Raw genomic sequence first — 16,736 nt, 5'->3', positions numbered from 1 at the left:
TATCAGAACGCGTACTGCACCCCGAAGGTGGAGGTCACCGGCGTGTCCTGGCGAATGACCGGGCTCTTGCGCACCTGGTCGGTGTAGTGCATGACATTCACGCTGGCGATGGTCGACCAGTGCTGGTCGAACTGGTGCATCCACGCCAGTTCGCTGGAGTAGGCGTAGATGCCCTGGTCCGCCTTGAAGCGCTCGAACACGGTCTTCTCGCTTTGCTCGGCGGTGACGCCGAAGTAGGTCTGGTTGTACTTCGCCTGCCCCGCATGGCCGTTCAGGCTCAAGGTGACGGTGTCGCGGTCGCTCTGGTGCAGCGTGCTCAGCAAGCCGAACTGGTAGCGGTCGCCACGCTTGTAGCCACCGGTACGCAATTCGGCCTCGGCGGTGACCGCCAGCCACGGCAGGATCTGCTGCGACAGGTTGATGTCGACCACCGTCGCGCCGCCCACCGCGCCCATGCCCTCGAGCCTGTCCGAGCCATTGCGGTACTTGCTGTCGCCGTCGGCGCGACCGAAGTCGTAGCCGAGTGCGGCGCTGGCGCTGAAGCCATTGTCGGACTGGTACTGCACGCCCACCCCCGACAGGCTGTCGGCGAAGAAGATGCCGCGCTGCACGGTGACCGACGGCAGCAAATGGCCCTGGCTGCCCTTGGCGCCGAAATAGCGCGGCGCGGTGTGCAGGGCGAAGCCTGCGGTCACCTTGGTTTCATCACCCCAGATGCTGTCCAGCGCACTTTTTTCATTTGCGCTGGCCTGGGTCGATGCCAGGATCGCATTGAAGGCGAACGAAGCGCCGAGAACTTTCCTGATGGATTTCGATTCGAACATGTCCATGACTCGTTAGTGTGTATGGGGAACATGCTAGCGAGGGACATTCAACGTTCCTTTCAGGGTTTATCAAGTTCCTGTCAAGACGGAAGAAATCCTCCTGTAGGAGCCAGCCTTGCTGGCGAATGGCACGGCACCGTACGCGCCTGGTTCGCCAGCAAAGCTGGCTCCTACAGGAGGTCAGGTCGTCATTCAGCTAAAAGACGCCGAGCGGCGTTGACAAAAGGCATCCACCCCTTCAGCGAAGTCGTCGCTGCCGCTCAAGTGCACAAACAACGCACGCTCCCTGTCCAGCGCGGTGGCCAGGTCGCAATCCAGGCTACCGCGCAACAAGCGCTTGGCCCCGCCATGCGCGGCAGCGGCACCGCCCGCCAGGCGCTTGGCCATCGCCATGCCCGAAGCCTGCAAGGCTTCGCGGGGCACCACGTCGACCACCAACCCCAGCGCCTGGGCCTCACGAGCGGGCAGTGGCCGGTTGAGCAACGCCAGGGCCAATGCCCGGTGCAACCCGAGGTGGCGGGGCAGGTGCCAACTGCCGCCACCATCCGGGGTAATGCCGATGGCGCCATAGGCGTATACGAGGCTGGCGTCCTCGGCGGCAATCAGCAGGTCGCAGCTCAGCGCCAGGGATAGCCCGAAACCGGCAACGGCGCCGTTGAGCAGGCCCAGCACAGGGCAAGGCAGCGCGGTAAGGCCCAGTACCGCCTCGTTCACTGCGCCGACCAGGTGCGCGACGTCTTCCGTGCGGGCGTCCTGCGGCCCTTCGCGCAACTGGCGGAAATACTGAACGTCTCCACCCACCGAGAAGTGCTCGCCGCTGCTGCGCAACACCACCACCTTGGGTGGCTCCGCCACCAGGCTGCGGACACAGTCACGCAGGGCCGCGGCCATGGGCAGGTCGAAACTGTTGCGGCGTGCGGGGTGATCCAGCGTGAGGTAAGCGATACCTGCGCAACGCTCGATATGAACAGCCATGGTCAACCATCCTTAAAAAAGCCGATTCGGTGAATTCAGCAAAGATCTCTGCGCCAGCCTGCGGATCGGCACTTAACCTGTAGGAGCCGGCTTTGCCGGCGAATGGGACGGTGCCGTCAGAACAAAGCCTTGCGAGAAACCCTCTCAGCCCCCCTTGGGCCGCAGATTGGCATCAAAATCATCCAGCGACGGAAACACCAGCGGCGCCCGCTCATCGAGCGTCAGCAGGTGCCGGCGGTATTGCGCCAGGTACTGCAGGCGCGCCTCTTCGCTGATATAGGGCACATGAAACGCCACGAACGGCGGCAGCACCGCCAGCCCGACATAACCCAGCACACCGCGCTGGATTGGCCGCAGCAACGTGTCGAGTTCGCCATGCACCGCATCCGGCCCGAACATATGCGCCTGCCCGCCCAGGGAGAAACTCAGCATCGCCCGCTTGCCCTTGAGCCCGCCACGGTCGTAGATGCGCGTACCGCCATAGCAGTAGCCCGAAACGAACACCCGGTCGATCCAGCCCTTGAGGATGGCTGGCATGCTGAACCAGTAGATCGGGAAGTTGAGGATGATCAGGTCGGCCCAGCGAATCTTGTCCAGCTCGGCGACGATGTCGGCAGCCAGGGAGCCGTTGTTGAAGGCGTGGCGCTGCTCCAGGGCATAGACCAGGTAATCGTCGTTGGCACGCTGCTGGAAGTCTTCGGCGCTGGCGACCGGGTTGAAGCCCATGGCGTGCAGGTCCGAAACCTGTACGGTATGGCGCTGGCCCTCCAGCACCTCCACCGCCAGCCGGGCCATGGCACTGTTGAAGGATTGCGGTTCGTTGTGCGCGTGGACGATCAGGACGTTCATTTCGACTCCATCGTTTCAGGGGAAAATGCCAGCAGCTTGACGCCGTTGTACTTGAGCAAGAACGCATCGGCCTGGCGCGCCACATCGCGGTAACGTCCCGTGAGGGCCAGGCGCATCATGTCCAGCTGCAGCTGCTCCTGGTCGATCATGTAGTCCAGGAAGCGCTGCGCATCACCGGGGCCGATCTTGCGCAGGCCCTGCAGCCAGGCCATGTACTTGACGGTCTCGCGATAGACGACGCGCAGCAGCAGGCCTTGCAGGGGCCGGGGCACCGAGGCCACCAGCCAGGACTTGAGGCGTGTCAGCACGCCAGGCGTGGTGTCCAGCCCCCAGAGGTCGGCTGCGGCCTGGTAGCGCGGCTGGTTGAAGGTTTCGAGGTCGGCGTAGGTTTTCCAGAACAGGTGCGCCTGCTCGCCTTGCAGGCGCGAGGCCATGCGCCGGACGGCGGCCAGGGCGAAGGCGCGGTTGGCCAGTTCGTGGCGAAAGCCCTTGAGAAACTTGGGGGATGGCATGGAGGGGTCACTTCTCCTCAAATTCAAAGCATTGGAAATCCATTCTTGTAGGAGCGGCTTCAGCCGCGATGCGGGCACCGCGGTGCCGGGCACCCGCTTTGCGGGTGATCGCGGCTGAAGCCGCTCCTACAAAGGTTGTTGGTTCGCAGGTCATGGGGTGGCGATATAGTCGAGCAATACCCGCCGCTGTTCATCGTCATGCAGTTGCAGGGCAATGCCGCGCATCCAGATCGCCAGCTCGCTGCCGTGCTGCTCGCTGCCCCGGGTTCCTTCACGGAAGGCCACCAACTGGCGGTCGAGATAGGCCCGGTCGAGCATCCGCAGATTCGGTGTCTTCAAATGCGCGAACCCCTGCCCCTGCGGCCCGTGGCAGGCGGCACAGGTGCCCTGGTAGAGCGCCTGGCCCGGCGCGCCGGGCACTGGCGGCGCAACGGCGCCACCGTCAAGTTCAGCGAAGTAGCGCGCCAGCAGCTCCTGCTCCCCCTCTTGAACCGTCGCGGCAATCGCCCGCATCTGCGCGCCATGGCTGTCCTGCGGGTCATACCCCCGGCGCCCAGCCTTGAAATCGCGCAGCTGCGTGAGCAGGTATTCGGCCTGCTGCCCGGCCAGGCGCGGTGCGCCCAGCGCCGGATTGCCCTGGCCTTGGGCGCCATGGCAGACGACACAGGTGGCGGCCTGGGCAGGCGCGGCTTCGGCGTGGGCCATGAAGGTACTGGCCAGGGCCAGCAGGCCGGCGCAAAGGCGTGGCTTCATCGGTTGAAGTGCTCTCATTGTTGTTCTCGTTGGGCAATGCGTTGCAGCAGCCGCTTGCGCGTGACCTCGACATCGGCGGGCACCGAGCCGCGCCACTGCCGCACTTCGGCGCCGCTGTAGGGTTTGAAATCGCTAGGTAGATTGCCGGCGTCGAAACGCGCCAGCATCCAGTTGAGCACCCCTGCCAGGGCGTCGTCCGACAGCCCCGACAAGGCCGAGCCCGGTACCTGCACCAGGTACTCGCGCCCACCCGGCACCCCGAGGAACTTGCCCAGCTGCCCAGGGAACGCCGGTACGCTGCGCCCCGGGTTGCCGCTGCCGTCGGGCAGGTGGCAGCCCTGGCAGTTGAGCATGTAGTCGAACTGGCGCGGCTCGGTGGCCAGGGCGCTGCCGGCGAACGCCAGCAGGGCCAGGGTGAACGCGCACGACAGGTATCCGGCCATGCCCTACTCCTTGACCCCGATCACCACCGACAGCGAACAGTGGTAGGGCATGTCCGCCTGGCTGCCGGAGCACCAGTTCAGGTCGTTGGAGCTTTGCGGGCGGTACAGCGGCGTATCGCCCTGGTCGCGCTGGCACACGCAGCGGCCGCAGTTGCTCTTGCCGCAGCAGTCGTTGTAAGAGATCACGTAGTCCTTGCCGTCGGTGGGGTTGCGGCAGGTGCCGATCCAGGTGATGTCCGAACGCACGGTGCCCGGCGGGCAGCTGCTGGAGGTGCCGCCGCAACAGCCGCAGAGAAAGCCGTCGATGGCGCAGTGGCGCCAGTACTCGCAGCTGTTCGGGTCGCCCGACTCCTGCAGGCCGGCGCTGGGCTGGGCGAAGGCGCCGCCGCGGAACACCGGCAGCAACGTGGTCGCCCCGGCGCCGACCAGCAAGGTGCCCAGGCCGCCGAGGAACCCCCGGCGCGAGGTACCACGGGCGACGCGGCGAGTCAGCAGTTGGGTGGCTTCGTCGAACCAGCGAATCGTCATGGCTGCAGCCCCTGTTGCGCGGCGTTGTATGCCTGGACGGTGGCATGCCCCAGGCGCCGCGCTTCCAGCAGGCTTTCCAGGTGCTCGCGGGTGTTGACCAGGCCGTGGCTGGCGACGGTGCCACGCTCGTCGATCAGCACGCCGTAGGGCAGCTTGCTGATCTGGTAGGCCAGGCCCACTTCTCGGGACAGCAGGTAGGGGAACGCCTGCAAGCCGTGGGCGGCAATGAAAGCCAGGTGCTCATCCGCTTCGCCATCGCTGGCCAGCACGACCCTCAGGCGCTCCTGGCGGCGCAGCGCATCGAGCACCGGCAGCAGCGTCTTGCACACCGGGCAGGTCTCGGACAGGAAGAACAGCAAGGTGCCCTGCCCTTGCCCGTTGGCGCCGCCGAGGCTGACCGAGCCTCCGGTCAGGCTGGCCAGGGTGAACACCGGCGCCGTGTCTCCGGCCTTGATCGCCTTGCCCAGGGACAACGCCCCCACCGGCTGGATGCGTTCGTGCAGCAGCCCGACCTGGCGCGCCAGGGCCCACACGGCAAGGGTCAGCATCAGGATGATCGCCCAGGACAGCAGGCTGGAAATGATCAGTGCGTAAGTCATGGCCGTTGCCTCGGGGTTGCACGGTTGGAGATCAACTGGTTGGCCAGCAGGTACAGGGCGGCGACGCTGATGAAGGCGAACACCAGGGTGCAGCCGTCGAGCCAGGTCAGCGAGCGTTCGCTCATCGGTATGAGCAGGTTGCCGGCGGCCAGCGCCAGCAGCAGGTTGCGCCAGACCAGCGCCCGGGACGGCGGCTGGCGGCGGCCGCCGAAGTGGCAGCCGCAGTCTTCCAGGGAACTACCTTCGCCCGCAGCCACCGCCAGCACGCCGGCATACAGCACCAGCAACGCCACGGCGGGCAGCGCCGCCATCGGCCACCACAGGCTCAGCAGCAACCCGGCGCAGGCCAGCACGTCCAGCACCGGCAACAGGTGCGGCCACACGGGCGCCGCGCACCAGCGGCCCAATACCTGGGCGTAGCGTTGCAGTACACCGGCAAACGCTTCAGGGTCGTGCAGCTTGTGCAACACGGCAGTGCCCAGCAGCAGGGTCAGCCCACCGACGCTGGCGACATGCACCAAGGGGTCATGCAGCAGTTCGAAAGTCACCATGGCATCACCACGTTGAGGAAGCCCAAAGGGATATCGCCGACACTGCGCAGGTGCTCGCCGCTGTCGGCGTCGTACAGGTTCACGCCCTGGCGCAGCAGCGGCGTCAGCCCGGCCTCGCCTTCGGTCAGGTAGACCCACAGGGTGAACAGGCTCGGCATGGGCACCACCCAGTCCAGGCTGTACAACCGTGGCCGGTCGCCCTGGCTGACGCCGATGGCGGTGCTCTGCCCCTCGAGGGACAGGCGCGTCACCCGCTGTTGCGTGGCCACGTCGTAAACCCACACCTCGGTGCCGGGCTTCTGGTAGTTCTCCGGCACATCCTTGTGCATCAGCACGTACAACCGCCCGCTTTGCTGGTGCAGGGCCACGCCGTGGTTGCCGGCGATGCCCCAGCCATCGGCGCGTTCCTGGTCGCTGACCAGCGACCACTGCTTGAGCGGCCGCACACCGTCGGCGCCCAAGCCCAGGGCATAGGCGCGGTTGTGCTGGGAGACGAAGTACCAGGTGTCGCCATCGCGCACACCGGTGGTCAGCAGCAGGTCCTGCAACGGGTCGAATGCCGGCGGGGTGCGTTCCTGCAACGCCACTTGCCCTTGCTCATCCAGGCGCAGGTGGAAGAACCCGCCATTGCCGCAGATGGCATAGAAGTCGCGGGGGCCGGCCGGGTAGATCGATGCGCACCCCGGGATCGGCACCTCGGTGACGAAGCGGTTGTGCTCCAAGTCCACCACCGAGATCGACTGCGCCGGGGTGAAGTTGAGCACCAAGAGGAAACGCTCGTCGTCGGACAGCACGCTGAGGCCGGTGGAGATCAGCGCGGTCATGCGCTTGGCCGGGATCGGGATCTCGCGCTTGGGGCTCAGTGTCCTGGCGTCGTACACCGTGACCACGTCGCTGCGCCGGCCACGCACGCCCCGGCTGAAGTAGATCTCGGTGGCGTACAACTCGTCGCGGCTGCGCGCCAGTTGCAGGCCGTTGGACCAGATGCCGGTGCTCAGCTGGCCGAGGTTGCGGCCCTCGTCGTCGAACAGGTAGGCACGGCCATCGACCATGTTGGGCGCATTGCTGCCCCAGATCCAGAACCAGTGCTGGTCACGATGATCGCCGAGCACTTCGACACGGGCCTGCTCCGGCACGAAGCCGGCCAACACCGTTGAAGCACCGGCGAGCAACGACAGGCCACACAGCAGATAACACAAGGAACGCTTGAACATAGGGGCTCCGCAACAGGCGATCGGCCTGGGCTTGAGTCTATCGAGGGGCATTTTCGGTGGATTGGCGCGCGGTGACAGTCGGCTTGGCATCCGGTGCCACGCTGTCGACCACACCTGCGGCGCCGAGTAGCAACAGATGACCCGGCTGCGCGACCAGGGCCGCGAGGTTCTGCCGGTCCTCGCGCTGGGTGCTGGTGAAGTGCGCCACCAACGTGTCGGAGACCGCCACCAGGCCGGCGTTGCCCACCAGGGCCACGCGGCCGTCGTCCAGTTGCGCCACGGCGGTGATCGCCTCGCGGCTGCCGCTGTCGAGCACCTGCCAATGCCGGCCCTGGCTGTCGCCCAGCAATACCCGCCCGCTCATGCCCGCCAGCAACACACGGCCATCGCGCAGGCCGGTGCCGGTCCACAGCGAGCCACTGACGCCCGTGTCCAGGGCTTGCCAGGAATCGCCCTGGTCGGTGGAGCGGTAGGCGTGGCCGGCCTCGCCGACGATGAACAGGCTGGCGTCGGCGGCCTGGAACACCTGGTTGAAGTGGAAATCATCGCCCTCCTCGCCCACCTGCAACGCTTGCCAGGTGACGCCGCCATTGGCCGTGCGCGCGGCATAGCCATAGGCACCGACCACCACGCCGTGGCGGGCATCGGTGAACAGCACCGAGAGCAACACCGGCCTGCCCTCCAGATGCTTTTGCAAGGTCCAGTCCTGGCCGCCATCGACACTGTGCAGCAGCACCCCGCCATGGCCCACGGCCCAGCCTTGCTGGCTATCGATGAAACTCACCGCGGTCAGCAGCCCTTCCACCGGCACGCTGCGTGCCTGGCGCCACTGCTGGCCATCGGCGGACAACGCCACCACACCGTGGTCGCCCACAGCCACCAGCCCCGACCCTGCCCGGCCGACCGCCACCAACGGCGCCTGGTGCACATCATTCAAGGCAATGGCAGGTGCCGCCCAGGCCTGCCCCGCGCACATCAGCCCCAGTACCCAGGGCAGCAATCGAACAGCCGTCATCGGCATGCCTCCGTCTTAATGGGCGACCAGGGGCGCACGTACCGGCCCCCGTCGCGGAACCAGTATTTCCAGGACCACGGCCAGGGCCGGCAGCAGGGTCACCGCCATCAGCATGTTGGCCATGAACATGAAGGTCAGCAGCAGGCCCATGTCGGCCTGGAATTTCAGCGCCGAAAACGACCAGGTGGCCACCCCCACCGACAGCGTCAGCGCGGTGAACACCGTGGCCACGCCCACCTCGCGCAACGCCTGCTGGAACGCGGCAACGATGTCGCGGCCCGCCGCCAGGTGCAGTTGCAGGCGGTTGTAGATGTAGAAGGCGTAATCCACCCCCACGCCCACGGCCAGCACCATCACCGGCAAGGTGGCCACGGTCAGGCCGATGTCGAGGGCCTTCATGAACCAGTACCCGAGGAAGGTCGCCAGGGTCAGCGGCAGGCAGCAGGCGAGCATGGCCCGCCAGTCGCGGTACACCAGCCCTACCAGCAGCACGATGGTCAGGTACACATAGAGCATCATCGGCAGCTCGGAGCCCTCCACCACCGCGTTGGTGGCGGCCTGCACCCCGGCGTTGCCGCTGGCCAGGCGCACGTTCACCCCGGGCAGGACATAGCGCTCGCGGTACTGCTCGATGGCCGCAGTCACCTGCTTGAGGGTGCTGGCCTTGTGGTCGGCCAGGTACAGGTTGACCGGCAGCACGGTACAGTCGGCGTCATACAGGCGCAGCGCCTCGGGCACCTGGCGCACGGCCTCGCCCAGGGACAGCTCGTCGACCGGCAGCGCCGCCCACTTCGGCTGCCCTTCGTTTACCCCCGAGGCCGCCAGCTTGGCCATGGCCGGCAGCGACTGCGCCGACAACACGCCGGGCAAGGTGCCCAGGTACCAGGTCAGGCGGTCGACATAGGCCATCACATCATGCCGGTAGCAACCGCCCGCCGGGGTCTGCACGGCCACGGTGAACAGGTCCAGGCCCAGGGCGAAGTGCCCTACCACCTGCTCCACGTCCTGGTTGTAGCGCGAGTCGGCGTGCAGCTCGGGTGCGCCAGGCAGCACATGGCCGACATGCCGGCCCTGGCTCTGCCACACCGCCAGCACCATCAGCACCGCACCCAGCAGCGCCACCAGCACCGCGTTGCGTGGCTCGGCGATACGCCCGAGGCCGGTCATCAGCCCCTCTCGGCGCGCCCGCAGGCGCTCGACCCGTGCCACGTAGCGGCTGTCGAAGCAGCAGTAGCTGGCCAGCACCGGCAGCATCACCAGGTTGGTGACGATCTTGTAGGCCACCCCCACCGAGGCGGTGATGGCCAGCTCGCGGATCATCGGGATCGGCACCAGCACCAGCGTCGCAAACCCGACGAAAGCCGTGATCAGTGCCAGGGTGCCCGGGATCATCAGCCCGACGAAACTGCGCCGGGCGGCGGTCATGCCATCGGCACCGGCACACACCTCCTTGGCGATGAAGTTGACCTGCTGCACGCCATGGGAAACGCCGATGGCGAACACCAGGAACGGCACCAGGATCGCCAGCGGGTCGAGGCCGAAGCCCAGCAGCGTCAGGGTGCCGAACTGCCACGCCACCGACACCAGCGAGCACACCAGCGGCAGCACGGTCAGGCGCCAGGAGCGGGTGTACCAATAGACCGCCAGCGCCGTGAGCACGAACGCCAGGGCGAAGAATTCGACCACGCTGCGGGCGCCGGCGCCGATATCGCCCATCTGCTTGGCGAAGCCGATGATCTGCACGTCGAAGTCGGTGTTGGCGTACTGCGCCCTCACCTGCTCCTCCAGCTGCCGGCTAAAGGCGAGATAGTCCAGGCGCTTGCCCGTGGCCGGGTCCGGGTCGGCCAGCTCCGCCACCACCATCGCCCCGCGCTGGTCGTTGGCCACCAGGCTGCCGACGAAGCCGCCGGCCAGGGTGCGCTCGCGTATGCCGGCGATGGCCCGGGCGTCGAGGTTGCCGACGGTGACATCGCCGCCGACCACGTCCTCGGCCTTCATGCCCTCCTCGGTGATCTGCACGGCGCGGGTGTTCGGCGTCCACAGCGAGGTGACGCTGCGCCGGTCGATGCCCGGCAGGAAGAACAGCGTCTGGGTCAAGTCGTGCAGGCGGGTCAGCGCCGCCGGGTTCCAGATATCGCCGTGGCGCGCCCGCAGCACCACGATGACCCGGTTGGCGCCGAACAGCACGTCACGGTACTGGTTGAAAGTCTTGATATAGGGGTGCTGCTGCGGCAGCTGTTTGTCGAAGCCCGCCGACATCTCCAGACGCGCGGCGAACAGGCCCATCACCAGGGTGACCACGGCCAGCAGGCCGAGGGTCGCCAGGCGATGGCGAAAGACCAGGCGCTCGAGCGCCGAGACCAGATAAGCCAGCATGAATAGCCTCCCCGCCACGCGCCCCGCGAGCACGTGGCGGCCGGATCAGAAGGAGTAGGAAATATTGCCGCTGACGAAGTCGCGGTCGGCCATCAGGTTGTTGTCGCCGCCCCCCCAGTAGCGCACCCACTGCAGGCCGCCTTTCCAGCGGTCGCGGTAGTTGAACAGCAGCGCGGTGGTCAGCGACTTGCGCCCCTCGACGAAGGGCATGGCGTTGGGCGTGGTGCCCTTGACGTCGTGGCTGAAGTCCAGCTGCGGGGTGACGGTGACGCCGCTGTCGAACAGGTTCGGGTAGTTGAGCCCGAACTCGGTGACATAGCCCCACGAGGTGCGGTCCGGCAGCGAATAGTCCGGCAGCACGTAGGGCACCCGGCCCGAAGTGTCCAGCCCCGGATAGCGGGTGACCGCCACCTCCGCCAGCAGGAAGCCGTCCGAGGCGCCCAGGGCGTTGGGGATGAAGCCCAGCGGGTCGTTGCCGGAGAAGGTGTAGGTGGCGTTGACGTCGGCCTGCCACTTGCGTTCCTCGACGAATCCCTTGCTCACCCCTGTGTCGAACACGCTGTAGCGGTTGTGGCTGCCGGTCAGGCCCTGCCCGAAGGCCACCGTCGGGTCGATGGCCACGCTGTCGTGGGGCCGGAACGACAGCTCGCCGGCCACGGCCACCGGCCCCACCAGGGTGCTCATCGACGCGCCGAACAGGTCCTTGTCCTCGCCGTAGTTGATGAAGTAGTCGTCCACCACCAGGGCATCCGGGTTGCTGCGCGCCGTGTAGCCGATGAAGGGCAGCTTGTCGTGGTAGCGCTGGTAGAACAGGCCGAACTCGGTGTTGATCGACTCCGCCGTCCAGCGCAGGGCCAGGCCGTACTGGCCGCCGTTGCCGGGCTTGCGCTCGCCGTCATAGGGCACCGCCAGGCCGCTGGCCACCAGTTGCTCGTGGCTCAGGCCGCTGGTCAGCGGGTCGCCGCAGCGGCCGGTCGGTGTCCCCGCGCAGGTGCCGGGTTGCAGGCCTTCGACGAAGCCCGTCGGGTAGTAGATCGCCCGACGCCCTTCGCCGGCGATGTCGGCGCTGGAGAAGTAGGTGCCCACCGGGTCGACGTCGTAGCCGTTCCACTTGAACGGGTAGTAACCCTCCAGGTTCAGGGTGTCGCTCAGCCCCAGGCTGAACGAGGCCATCGGCGCGGGGATGAACACCTCCTTCAGTTGCGTGCCCGGGGTGTGGTATTTGGGCAGGCTCAGGGCGTTGATCTGGTTGATGCCGCCGCTGACGAACAGCTCCGCGCCCCAGCTGATCACCTGGTTGCCGAGCTTGACCTTGGCCGGCATCTCACCGATGTCGAAGCGCTTCGCCACCCACAGGTCCAGCAGGTCGAAGCGCTTGGTGGCATCGCGCCTGGCCGGGCCTTCCAGGTCGGTGCGACGGGTGTCGTCCATCTTGAAGTCCCGCGCCCAGGCCACCCGGCCCAGGGCGCTCCAACCCTCGCCGAAACGCAGGCTCAGTTCGTGGGTGCCCTTGAGCACCTGGGAGAACACGTCGTGCTTGTGGTAGTTGAGGTTGCCGTCGTCGGCGTTGCTGTAGTTGATGTCGGCGTTGGCGTAGCCGTTGCCGCGCTCCAGGTTGTAATAGCGGCCCAGCTCGTTGTTTGTGCCGGTGTTGCAGCCGCCGTTGTCGTTGCCCAGCAAGTGGCAGTCGGGCGATTGCAGGCGGCTGGCGAAACCGTAGGACAGGGTCGAGTCGAAGCTGCCCGAGACACCGTCCTCGCTACCGAATGTGAACGCCTGGCAAGGTTGCGCGCCGAGCAGGCCGAGGGCAGCCAGGGCCAGCGCCGGGCACGGGGCGGCCTTCGCCCATGCCCGCGAAGGGAATGTGTTCATGCTCTGGTCTCCTGGCGGTCAGCGCTCGCCGCGACGGCGTAGCTCGCCTGCGTTGAACTGCTTGTCGCTGACCCGTCCTTGCAGGCCGGCGGTGAGGTCCAGGGCCGCGCCCTGCTGGGTGAAGCCGTCGGCGATGTAGCGCCGGGCGATCAGGTCGTAGCTGACGTACTCGAAGCTGGTGCAGGCCTGGATCTCGGGATCGGCCCACAGGCTGCCCTCCTGCACCCGCCACAGGTTGCCCTTGGCGTCGTACATGTCCACGTGCAGCAGGCTCCAGCTGTCCTCGTCGAAATAGAACACGCGCTTGGCGAACGAGTGGCGCTTGTCGGCCTTGACCGTGGCCTCCACCACCCACACCCGGTGCTTCTCGTAGCGCTGGGCGTCGCGGTCCAGGTAGTGCTCGCCGATCAGCTTGTCGTAGGTGTTGGTCTTGTCCACCAGGCGGTAGGAGTTGTACGGCACCACCATCTCGCGCTTGCCCAGCAGCTTGAAGTCGTAGCGGTCCAGGGCGCCGGTGAACATGTTGATCTGGTCGACGAAGTACAGGTTGTCGGAGCCGGCGATCGGGTTGTCGTAGGCGAAGGTCGGCGCCTGGCGCACGCGACGCTGGCCGGGGAAGTAGATCCAGGCGTTCTGCGGCTGGTCCAGGCGGGCGTGCACCAGGTACATCTCGCCGGCGCGCGAGGACGGCGACTGGATGTCGTAGAGCAGCTTGGCCTCGACGTCGTCGGTGTCTGCCGGGGCCTTCACCGCCGGGTCGTTGTAGGGGTAGTACTCGCTGGCCCACTGGCGCACCTCGGTGAGGCCGCCGGCCGGCTCGCGGCGCAGGAACGAGATCTGCGCCTTGCGGCCCTTGGCCATGTAGCGCAGCTTGTAGTTCCACAGCACCTCGATGCCACTCTTGGGTTGCGGGAACGGTACTGCCGCCCCGGCGGCACGCTCCAGGCGCCAGCCGTCGGCACCGATGCTGGCCTGGCCGGCGAAGGCCTGGGTGCGCTGCGCCACCTCGTCAGGGATCGCGCAGCTGCGGTGGCTGGGGTACACGTCGAGGCGGTAGCCCGGGTAGGCCTTGATCAGCGCCACCTGCCCTTCCGGCAACTGCGCCTGGTATTGGGTCACGTTGCTGGCGTCGATCGAGTACAGGCGCTTATCGCCGGCGTAGGGGTCGCCGTGGCCTGGCGACCAGCCGGCCGGGGCCTGGGTCAGGCCGCCGGTCCAGGCGGGGATGCTGCCGTCGGCGTTGCCAGCCTTCTCGGCGCCTGTGGGGGTGAGGGCCGCGACGGCCGTGAACGAGGTGGTGGTACCGAGCAGCGCCAGCAGCGCGCCGCCCAACAGGGACAGGGGGCGTCGTTTCATGAACCTTTCCTTGCGTGATTGTTGTGGTTATCGAAAGGCAGTTCGTTGCAGGCAGAGCGGTGGAAAAAAGAGGCCGCCGAGGGGCGGCCCCAAAAGCGTTTCCGGCTCTGCGTAACAGACAGTATTCAATGGCGGTGGGCAGCGGCTTGGCCGCGTGCGCCAGGGTGTTTGTCATCCGGTGCCAGGGCATGACGGGGGAGATGCATCGCCGATCAGACCGAGCGCCGCGCAGGCGGCGCTCGATTTCATGATCGCCACAAGAACATCCCCTAGAACCTGTCAGGCCTTGAGGGCGCGCTCCTCCCACCAGTCCCACGCCCGCAGCGCCTGGCGCGCCGTGCGCCCGGCCCAGCACGACAGGGTGTTGCCGGGCATGGCGATGGCCTTGCGATTGACGATCCAGAAGTCGGTCAATTCGCTGCGCCGCCCCTGCAGCAAGTCGGCGATGGTCCGCCCGTTGAGGTGGCACAGCGCAACCCCATGGCCGAAACACCCGCCGGCGTAGACCATGCGCTCATCGCCGATGAAACTGATCTCCGGCACCATGTCGGCGTTCACCGACACCGGCCCGCCCCAGCGGTAGGCAATGCGCACATCGCGCAGCTGCGGATAGATCCACTTCAGGTGCGCCTCGCAGTGCGCCCAGCAGGCCGGTGACGGTTGCTCGTCCATGGCGCTGCCGGTGTAGGCCAGTACATCGCCGCCGCCCATGACGATGCGCCCGTCCACGGTCGGGCGGAAGTAGTGCAGCATCTGCCGGTTGTCACCGAACGCTTCCCTGCCCTGCCAGCCCAGGCGCTGCCACAGCGCGTCGCCCAGCGGCTCGGTGACCACCTGGTAGGTCCACAGCGGGAATTGCCGGCGCTCCAGCGGACGGGAGCCAGGAACCTGCCGCGAGTAGGCATTGGTGGCGATCACCAGCTTGTCGGCGGTCACCTTGGCCACGGGTGTGCGCAACACGATGCCGGCACCGCTGCTGTCGATATCGAGCACCGGCGTCGCCTCATGGATACGCACCCCCACCGAAGCCGCCAGGCCCTTGAGCCCGCGCACCTGCTTGCAAGGGTCGAGGTAGCCGGTCTCGGCTTCGCGAATGCCGCCCAGCAGCCGCGGCGAATCGTATTGCTGGCGCAGCGCGTCGCTGTCCTGCCAGCGCATGTCCGCCGCCAGCCCCAGCGACTCGTACAGCTCCAGGGTCTTGCCCAGGCGTGCCACCTGCTGCGGCGAATAGCTGACCCGCACCAACCCGGCATGGCGGTAATCCGAATCGAGGCCATGGCTGTCGATCACCTCGCGGGTATAGGCCACGGCCCTTTCGAGGTAGCGGTGGGCGTCGATCATCTTCTGCCGCCCCCAGCGCAGCACCACCAGCTCCGGCTCCAGGCCGAACAGCTTGGTGCTGAAGCCGGCGTTGCGCCCGCTGGCGCCGAAGCCGATCAAGGCCGCCTCCAGCACCACCACCCGGGCGCCGGGGTTGTCGCGCTTGAACTGCCAGGCCGTGTTGAGCCCGGTGAAGCCACCACCGATCACCGCCACATCGACCTTGAGGTCTTCGGTCAGGCGCGTGTTGGGCGCGTAGGCGCCATAGTCGTGTTGCCAGAAGGAGCGGTGCTCATGCGCAGCGTCATTGTTGTTGTCATTCATGCTGGACTCTCGGGTTTCGCATACGAACATGCGGTCCCTTCGAGCCTATCGAGCGGCACGACACCTGGATTGACTGCAGACGCCAGATTTTCAGCACGCCGTGCCAGGCTCGCGCCCGGCCTGGCGGAACTGCTGCGGCGACTGCCCGGTCCAGCGGCGGAAGGCTCGGGTGAACGAGCCGGACTCGGCGTAACCGAGCAGCAGCGAGATCTGCGTCATCGAGTAGTCGGAATGGTTCAGGTAGTCCAGCGCCAGGTCGCGACGCACCTCCTCCACCAGCACCGAGAACTCGATGGCCTGGTCCTTGAGCCGACGTTGCAGGGTGCGCCGGCTCAGCCCCATGCGCGCGCTGACCTCATCCAGCGACGGCACGCCGCTGGCCATGCCCAGGGCGATCATGCGGGTGACCTGGGGCAGCAGTTCGTCACTGACGCTGCGCTGCTCGCGCTCCCGTTGCAGGTAGGGTTCCAGGGCCTGGAACAGCCGCTCGTTGCCCTGCGCCACCGGCAGCTTGAGCACCTCGATGGGCAAGGTGAGGCGGTTGGTCGCCTGGCCGAAGAACAACGGGCACATGAACAGCTGCTTGTGCACCGAGACATCCGCCGGGCGCGGGTGCTCGAAGTCCACCCGCAACGGCCGCAGCGGGTTGGCGGTGATCAACTGCAGCTGGCGCAGAATCGTGGCGATGGCGAACTCGGCGTCCTGGCGGCGGTTGACCACGGTGGTGTCGGTGACCTGGTAGGTGATGCGCAGCTGGCGGCTTTCGCAGCAGTAGTCGATGGACGACTCCTGGGCGAACACCACGATGTAGGTGTGCAAGGTCATCAGCGCCTTTTCGACGCTGGGCGCGCAATGCAGGGCGTGGCCCAGGGCGCCGATGTCGTCGGCTTCGGTCTGGCTGCCCAGGGTCAGGCCGATGGCGGGGTTGCGGGTGCCGGCGGCTTCCCACAGGGCGACGTACTGGTCGCCGGGGATCTCGATGTCGGCGCGGTCCAGCAACGGCAGGTCGATGCCCAGGGCGTCCAGGTGCGGGGCGAAGATGGGCTTGAAGCGGCGGAAGAAGTTTTCCGAGATGACGGTGCGCGCTGATTTCATGTTGTTCTTCGCAGGCCAGTGAGTCTGTGCCGTTTTCAGCAACCGGCATCGTAACCGATTGTTGCCGAGAGCAGGCAAAGCCTCAACAGGCAGGTGCGAATGGAGTTGTAGGAGCCGGCCTTGCCGGCGA

At 66.9% G+C, this 16,736-nt stretch carries 16 protein-coding genes; all 16 read right to left on the bottom strand.

Features of this window, described 5'->3' with window-relative positions:
- Positions 1-2: 2 nt before the first annotated feature.
- Positions 3-824 (bottom strand): MipA/OmpV family protein, encoded by an 822-nt coding sequence (locus PSEEN_RS11900; RefSeq protein WP_011533760.1) that lies wholly within the window; start codon positions 822-824, stop codon positions 3-5.
- Positions 825-1,016: 192 nt separating this feature from the next.
- Positions 1,017-1,799 carry an enoyl-CoA hydratase/isomerase family protein gene (locus tag PSEEN_RS11895; protein WP_011533759.1) on the bottom strand — a complete coding sequence of 261 codons (783 nt, stop codon included), beginning with the start codon at positions 1,797-1,799 and terminating at the stop codon, positions 1,017-1,019.
- A gap of 144 nt (positions 1,800-1,943) precedes the next feature.
- Positions 1,944-2,648 carry an NAD(P)H-dependent oxidoreductase gene (locus PSEEN_RS11890; RefSeq protein ID WP_011533758.1) on the bottom strand — a complete coding sequence of 235 codons (705 nt, stop codon included), beginning with the start codon at positions 2,646-2,648 and terminating at the stop codon, positions 1,944-1,946.
- On the bottom strand, positions 2,645-3,160 hold the full coding sequence (locus PSEEN_RS11885; RefSeq protein WP_011533757.1) for a hypothetical protein: 516 nt from the start codon (positions 3,158-3,160) through the stop codon (positions 2,645-2,647). Before PSEEN_RS11885 ends, PSEEN_RS11890 begins: the two co-directional genes overlap by 4 nt.
- Before the next feature lie 150 nt (positions 3,161-3,310).
- Positions 3,311-3,931 (bottom strand): c-type cytochrome, encoded by a 621-nt coding sequence (locus PSEEN_RS11880; protein WP_231845307.1) that lies wholly within the window; start codon positions 3,929-3,931, stop codon positions 3,311-3,313.
- A complete protein-coding gene (locus PSEEN_RS11875; RefSeq protein WP_011533755.1) occupies positions 3,928-4,356 on the bottom strand; it encodes a c-type cytochrome in 429 nt (142 codons plus the stop codon). Before PSEEN_RS11875 ends, PSEEN_RS11880 begins: the two co-directional genes overlap by 4 nt.
- Positions 4,357-4,359: 3 nt before the next feature.
- Complete coding sequence (locus tag PSEEN_RS11870; RefSeq protein ID WP_011533754.1) at positions 4,360-4,884, bottom strand: methylamine dehydrogenase light chain; 525 nt, start codon at positions 4,882-4,884, stop codon at positions 4,360-4,362.
- Positions 4,881-5,483: a methylamine dehydrogenase accessory protein MauD gene (mauD, locus tag PSEEN_RS11865; RefSeq protein ID WP_044488048.1), complete on the bottom strand. Its 603-nt coding sequence runs from the start codon at positions 5,481-5,483 to the stop codon at positions 4,881-4,883. Before mauD ends, PSEEN_RS11870 begins: the two co-directional genes overlap by 4 nt.
- Positions 5,480-6,034, bottom strand: a complete 555-nt coding sequence (locus PSEEN_RS25810) for a MauE/DoxX family redox-associated membrane protein (RefSeq protein WP_011533752.1) — start codon at positions 6,032-6,034, stop codon at positions 5,480-5,482. The genes mauD and PSEEN_RS25810 overlap by 4 nt, the downstream gene beginning before the upstream one ends.
- Complete coding sequence (locus PSEEN_RS11855; protein WP_083789173.1) at positions 6,028-7,248, bottom strand: amine dehydrogenase large subunit; 1,221 nt, start codon at positions 7,246-7,248, stop codon at positions 6,028-6,030. The genes PSEEN_RS25810 and PSEEN_RS11855 overlap by 7 nt, the downstream gene beginning before the upstream one ends.
- Before the next feature lie 37 nt (positions 7,249-7,285).
- Positions 7,286-8,263 carry a WD40/YVTN/BNR-like repeat-containing protein gene (locus PSEEN_RS11850; RefSeq protein WP_158020247.1) on the bottom strand — a complete coding sequence of 326 codons (978 nt, stop codon included), beginning with the start codon at positions 8,261-8,263 and terminating at the stop codon, positions 7,286-7,288.
- A 15-nt stretch (positions 8,264-8,278) separates the two neighbouring features.
- A complete protein-coding gene (locus PSEEN_RS11845) occupies positions 8,279-10,639 on the bottom strand; it encodes an efflux RND transporter permease subunit (protein ID WP_011533749.1) in 2,361 nt (786 codons plus the stop codon).
- A gap of 45 nt (positions 10,640-10,684) precedes the next feature.
- Positions 10,685-12,511, bottom strand: coding sequence for a DUF1302 domain-containing protein (locus PSEEN_RS11840; protein WP_011533748.1), 1,827 nt, complete (start codon positions 12,509-12,511; stop codon positions 10,685-10,687).
- A gap of 18 nt (positions 12,512-12,529) precedes the next feature.
- Positions 12,530-13,867, bottom strand: a complete 1,338-nt coding sequence (locus PSEEN_RS11835) for a DUF1329 domain-containing protein (protein ID WP_011533747.1) — start codon at positions 13,865-13,867, stop codon at positions 12,530-12,532.
- 279 nt (positions 13,868-14,146) lie between these two features.
- Positions 14,147-15,511, bottom strand: a complete 1,365-nt coding sequence (locus tag PSEEN_RS11830) for an NAD(P)/FAD-dependent oxidoreductase (protein ID WP_158020246.1) — start codon at positions 15,509-15,511, stop codon at positions 14,147-14,149.
- Between the two features lie 90 nt (positions 15,512-15,601).
- Entirely contained in the window at positions 15,602-16,606 is a 1,005-nt protein-coding gene (gene qhpR / locus PSEEN_RS11825; RefSeq protein ID WP_011533745.1) for an AraC-like transcriptional regulator QhpR, read from the bottom strand.
- Positions 16,607-16,736 lie beyond the last annotated feature (130 nt).

The sequence above is a fragment of the Pseudomonas entomophila L48 genome (genome assembly GCF_000026105.1).
Classification (GTDB): domain Bacteria; phylum Pseudomonadota; class Gammaproteobacteria; order Pseudomonadales; family Pseudomonadaceae; genus Aquipseudomonas; species Aquipseudomonas entomophila.
This window is presented reverse-complemented; position numbering and strand designations above follow the sequence as displayed.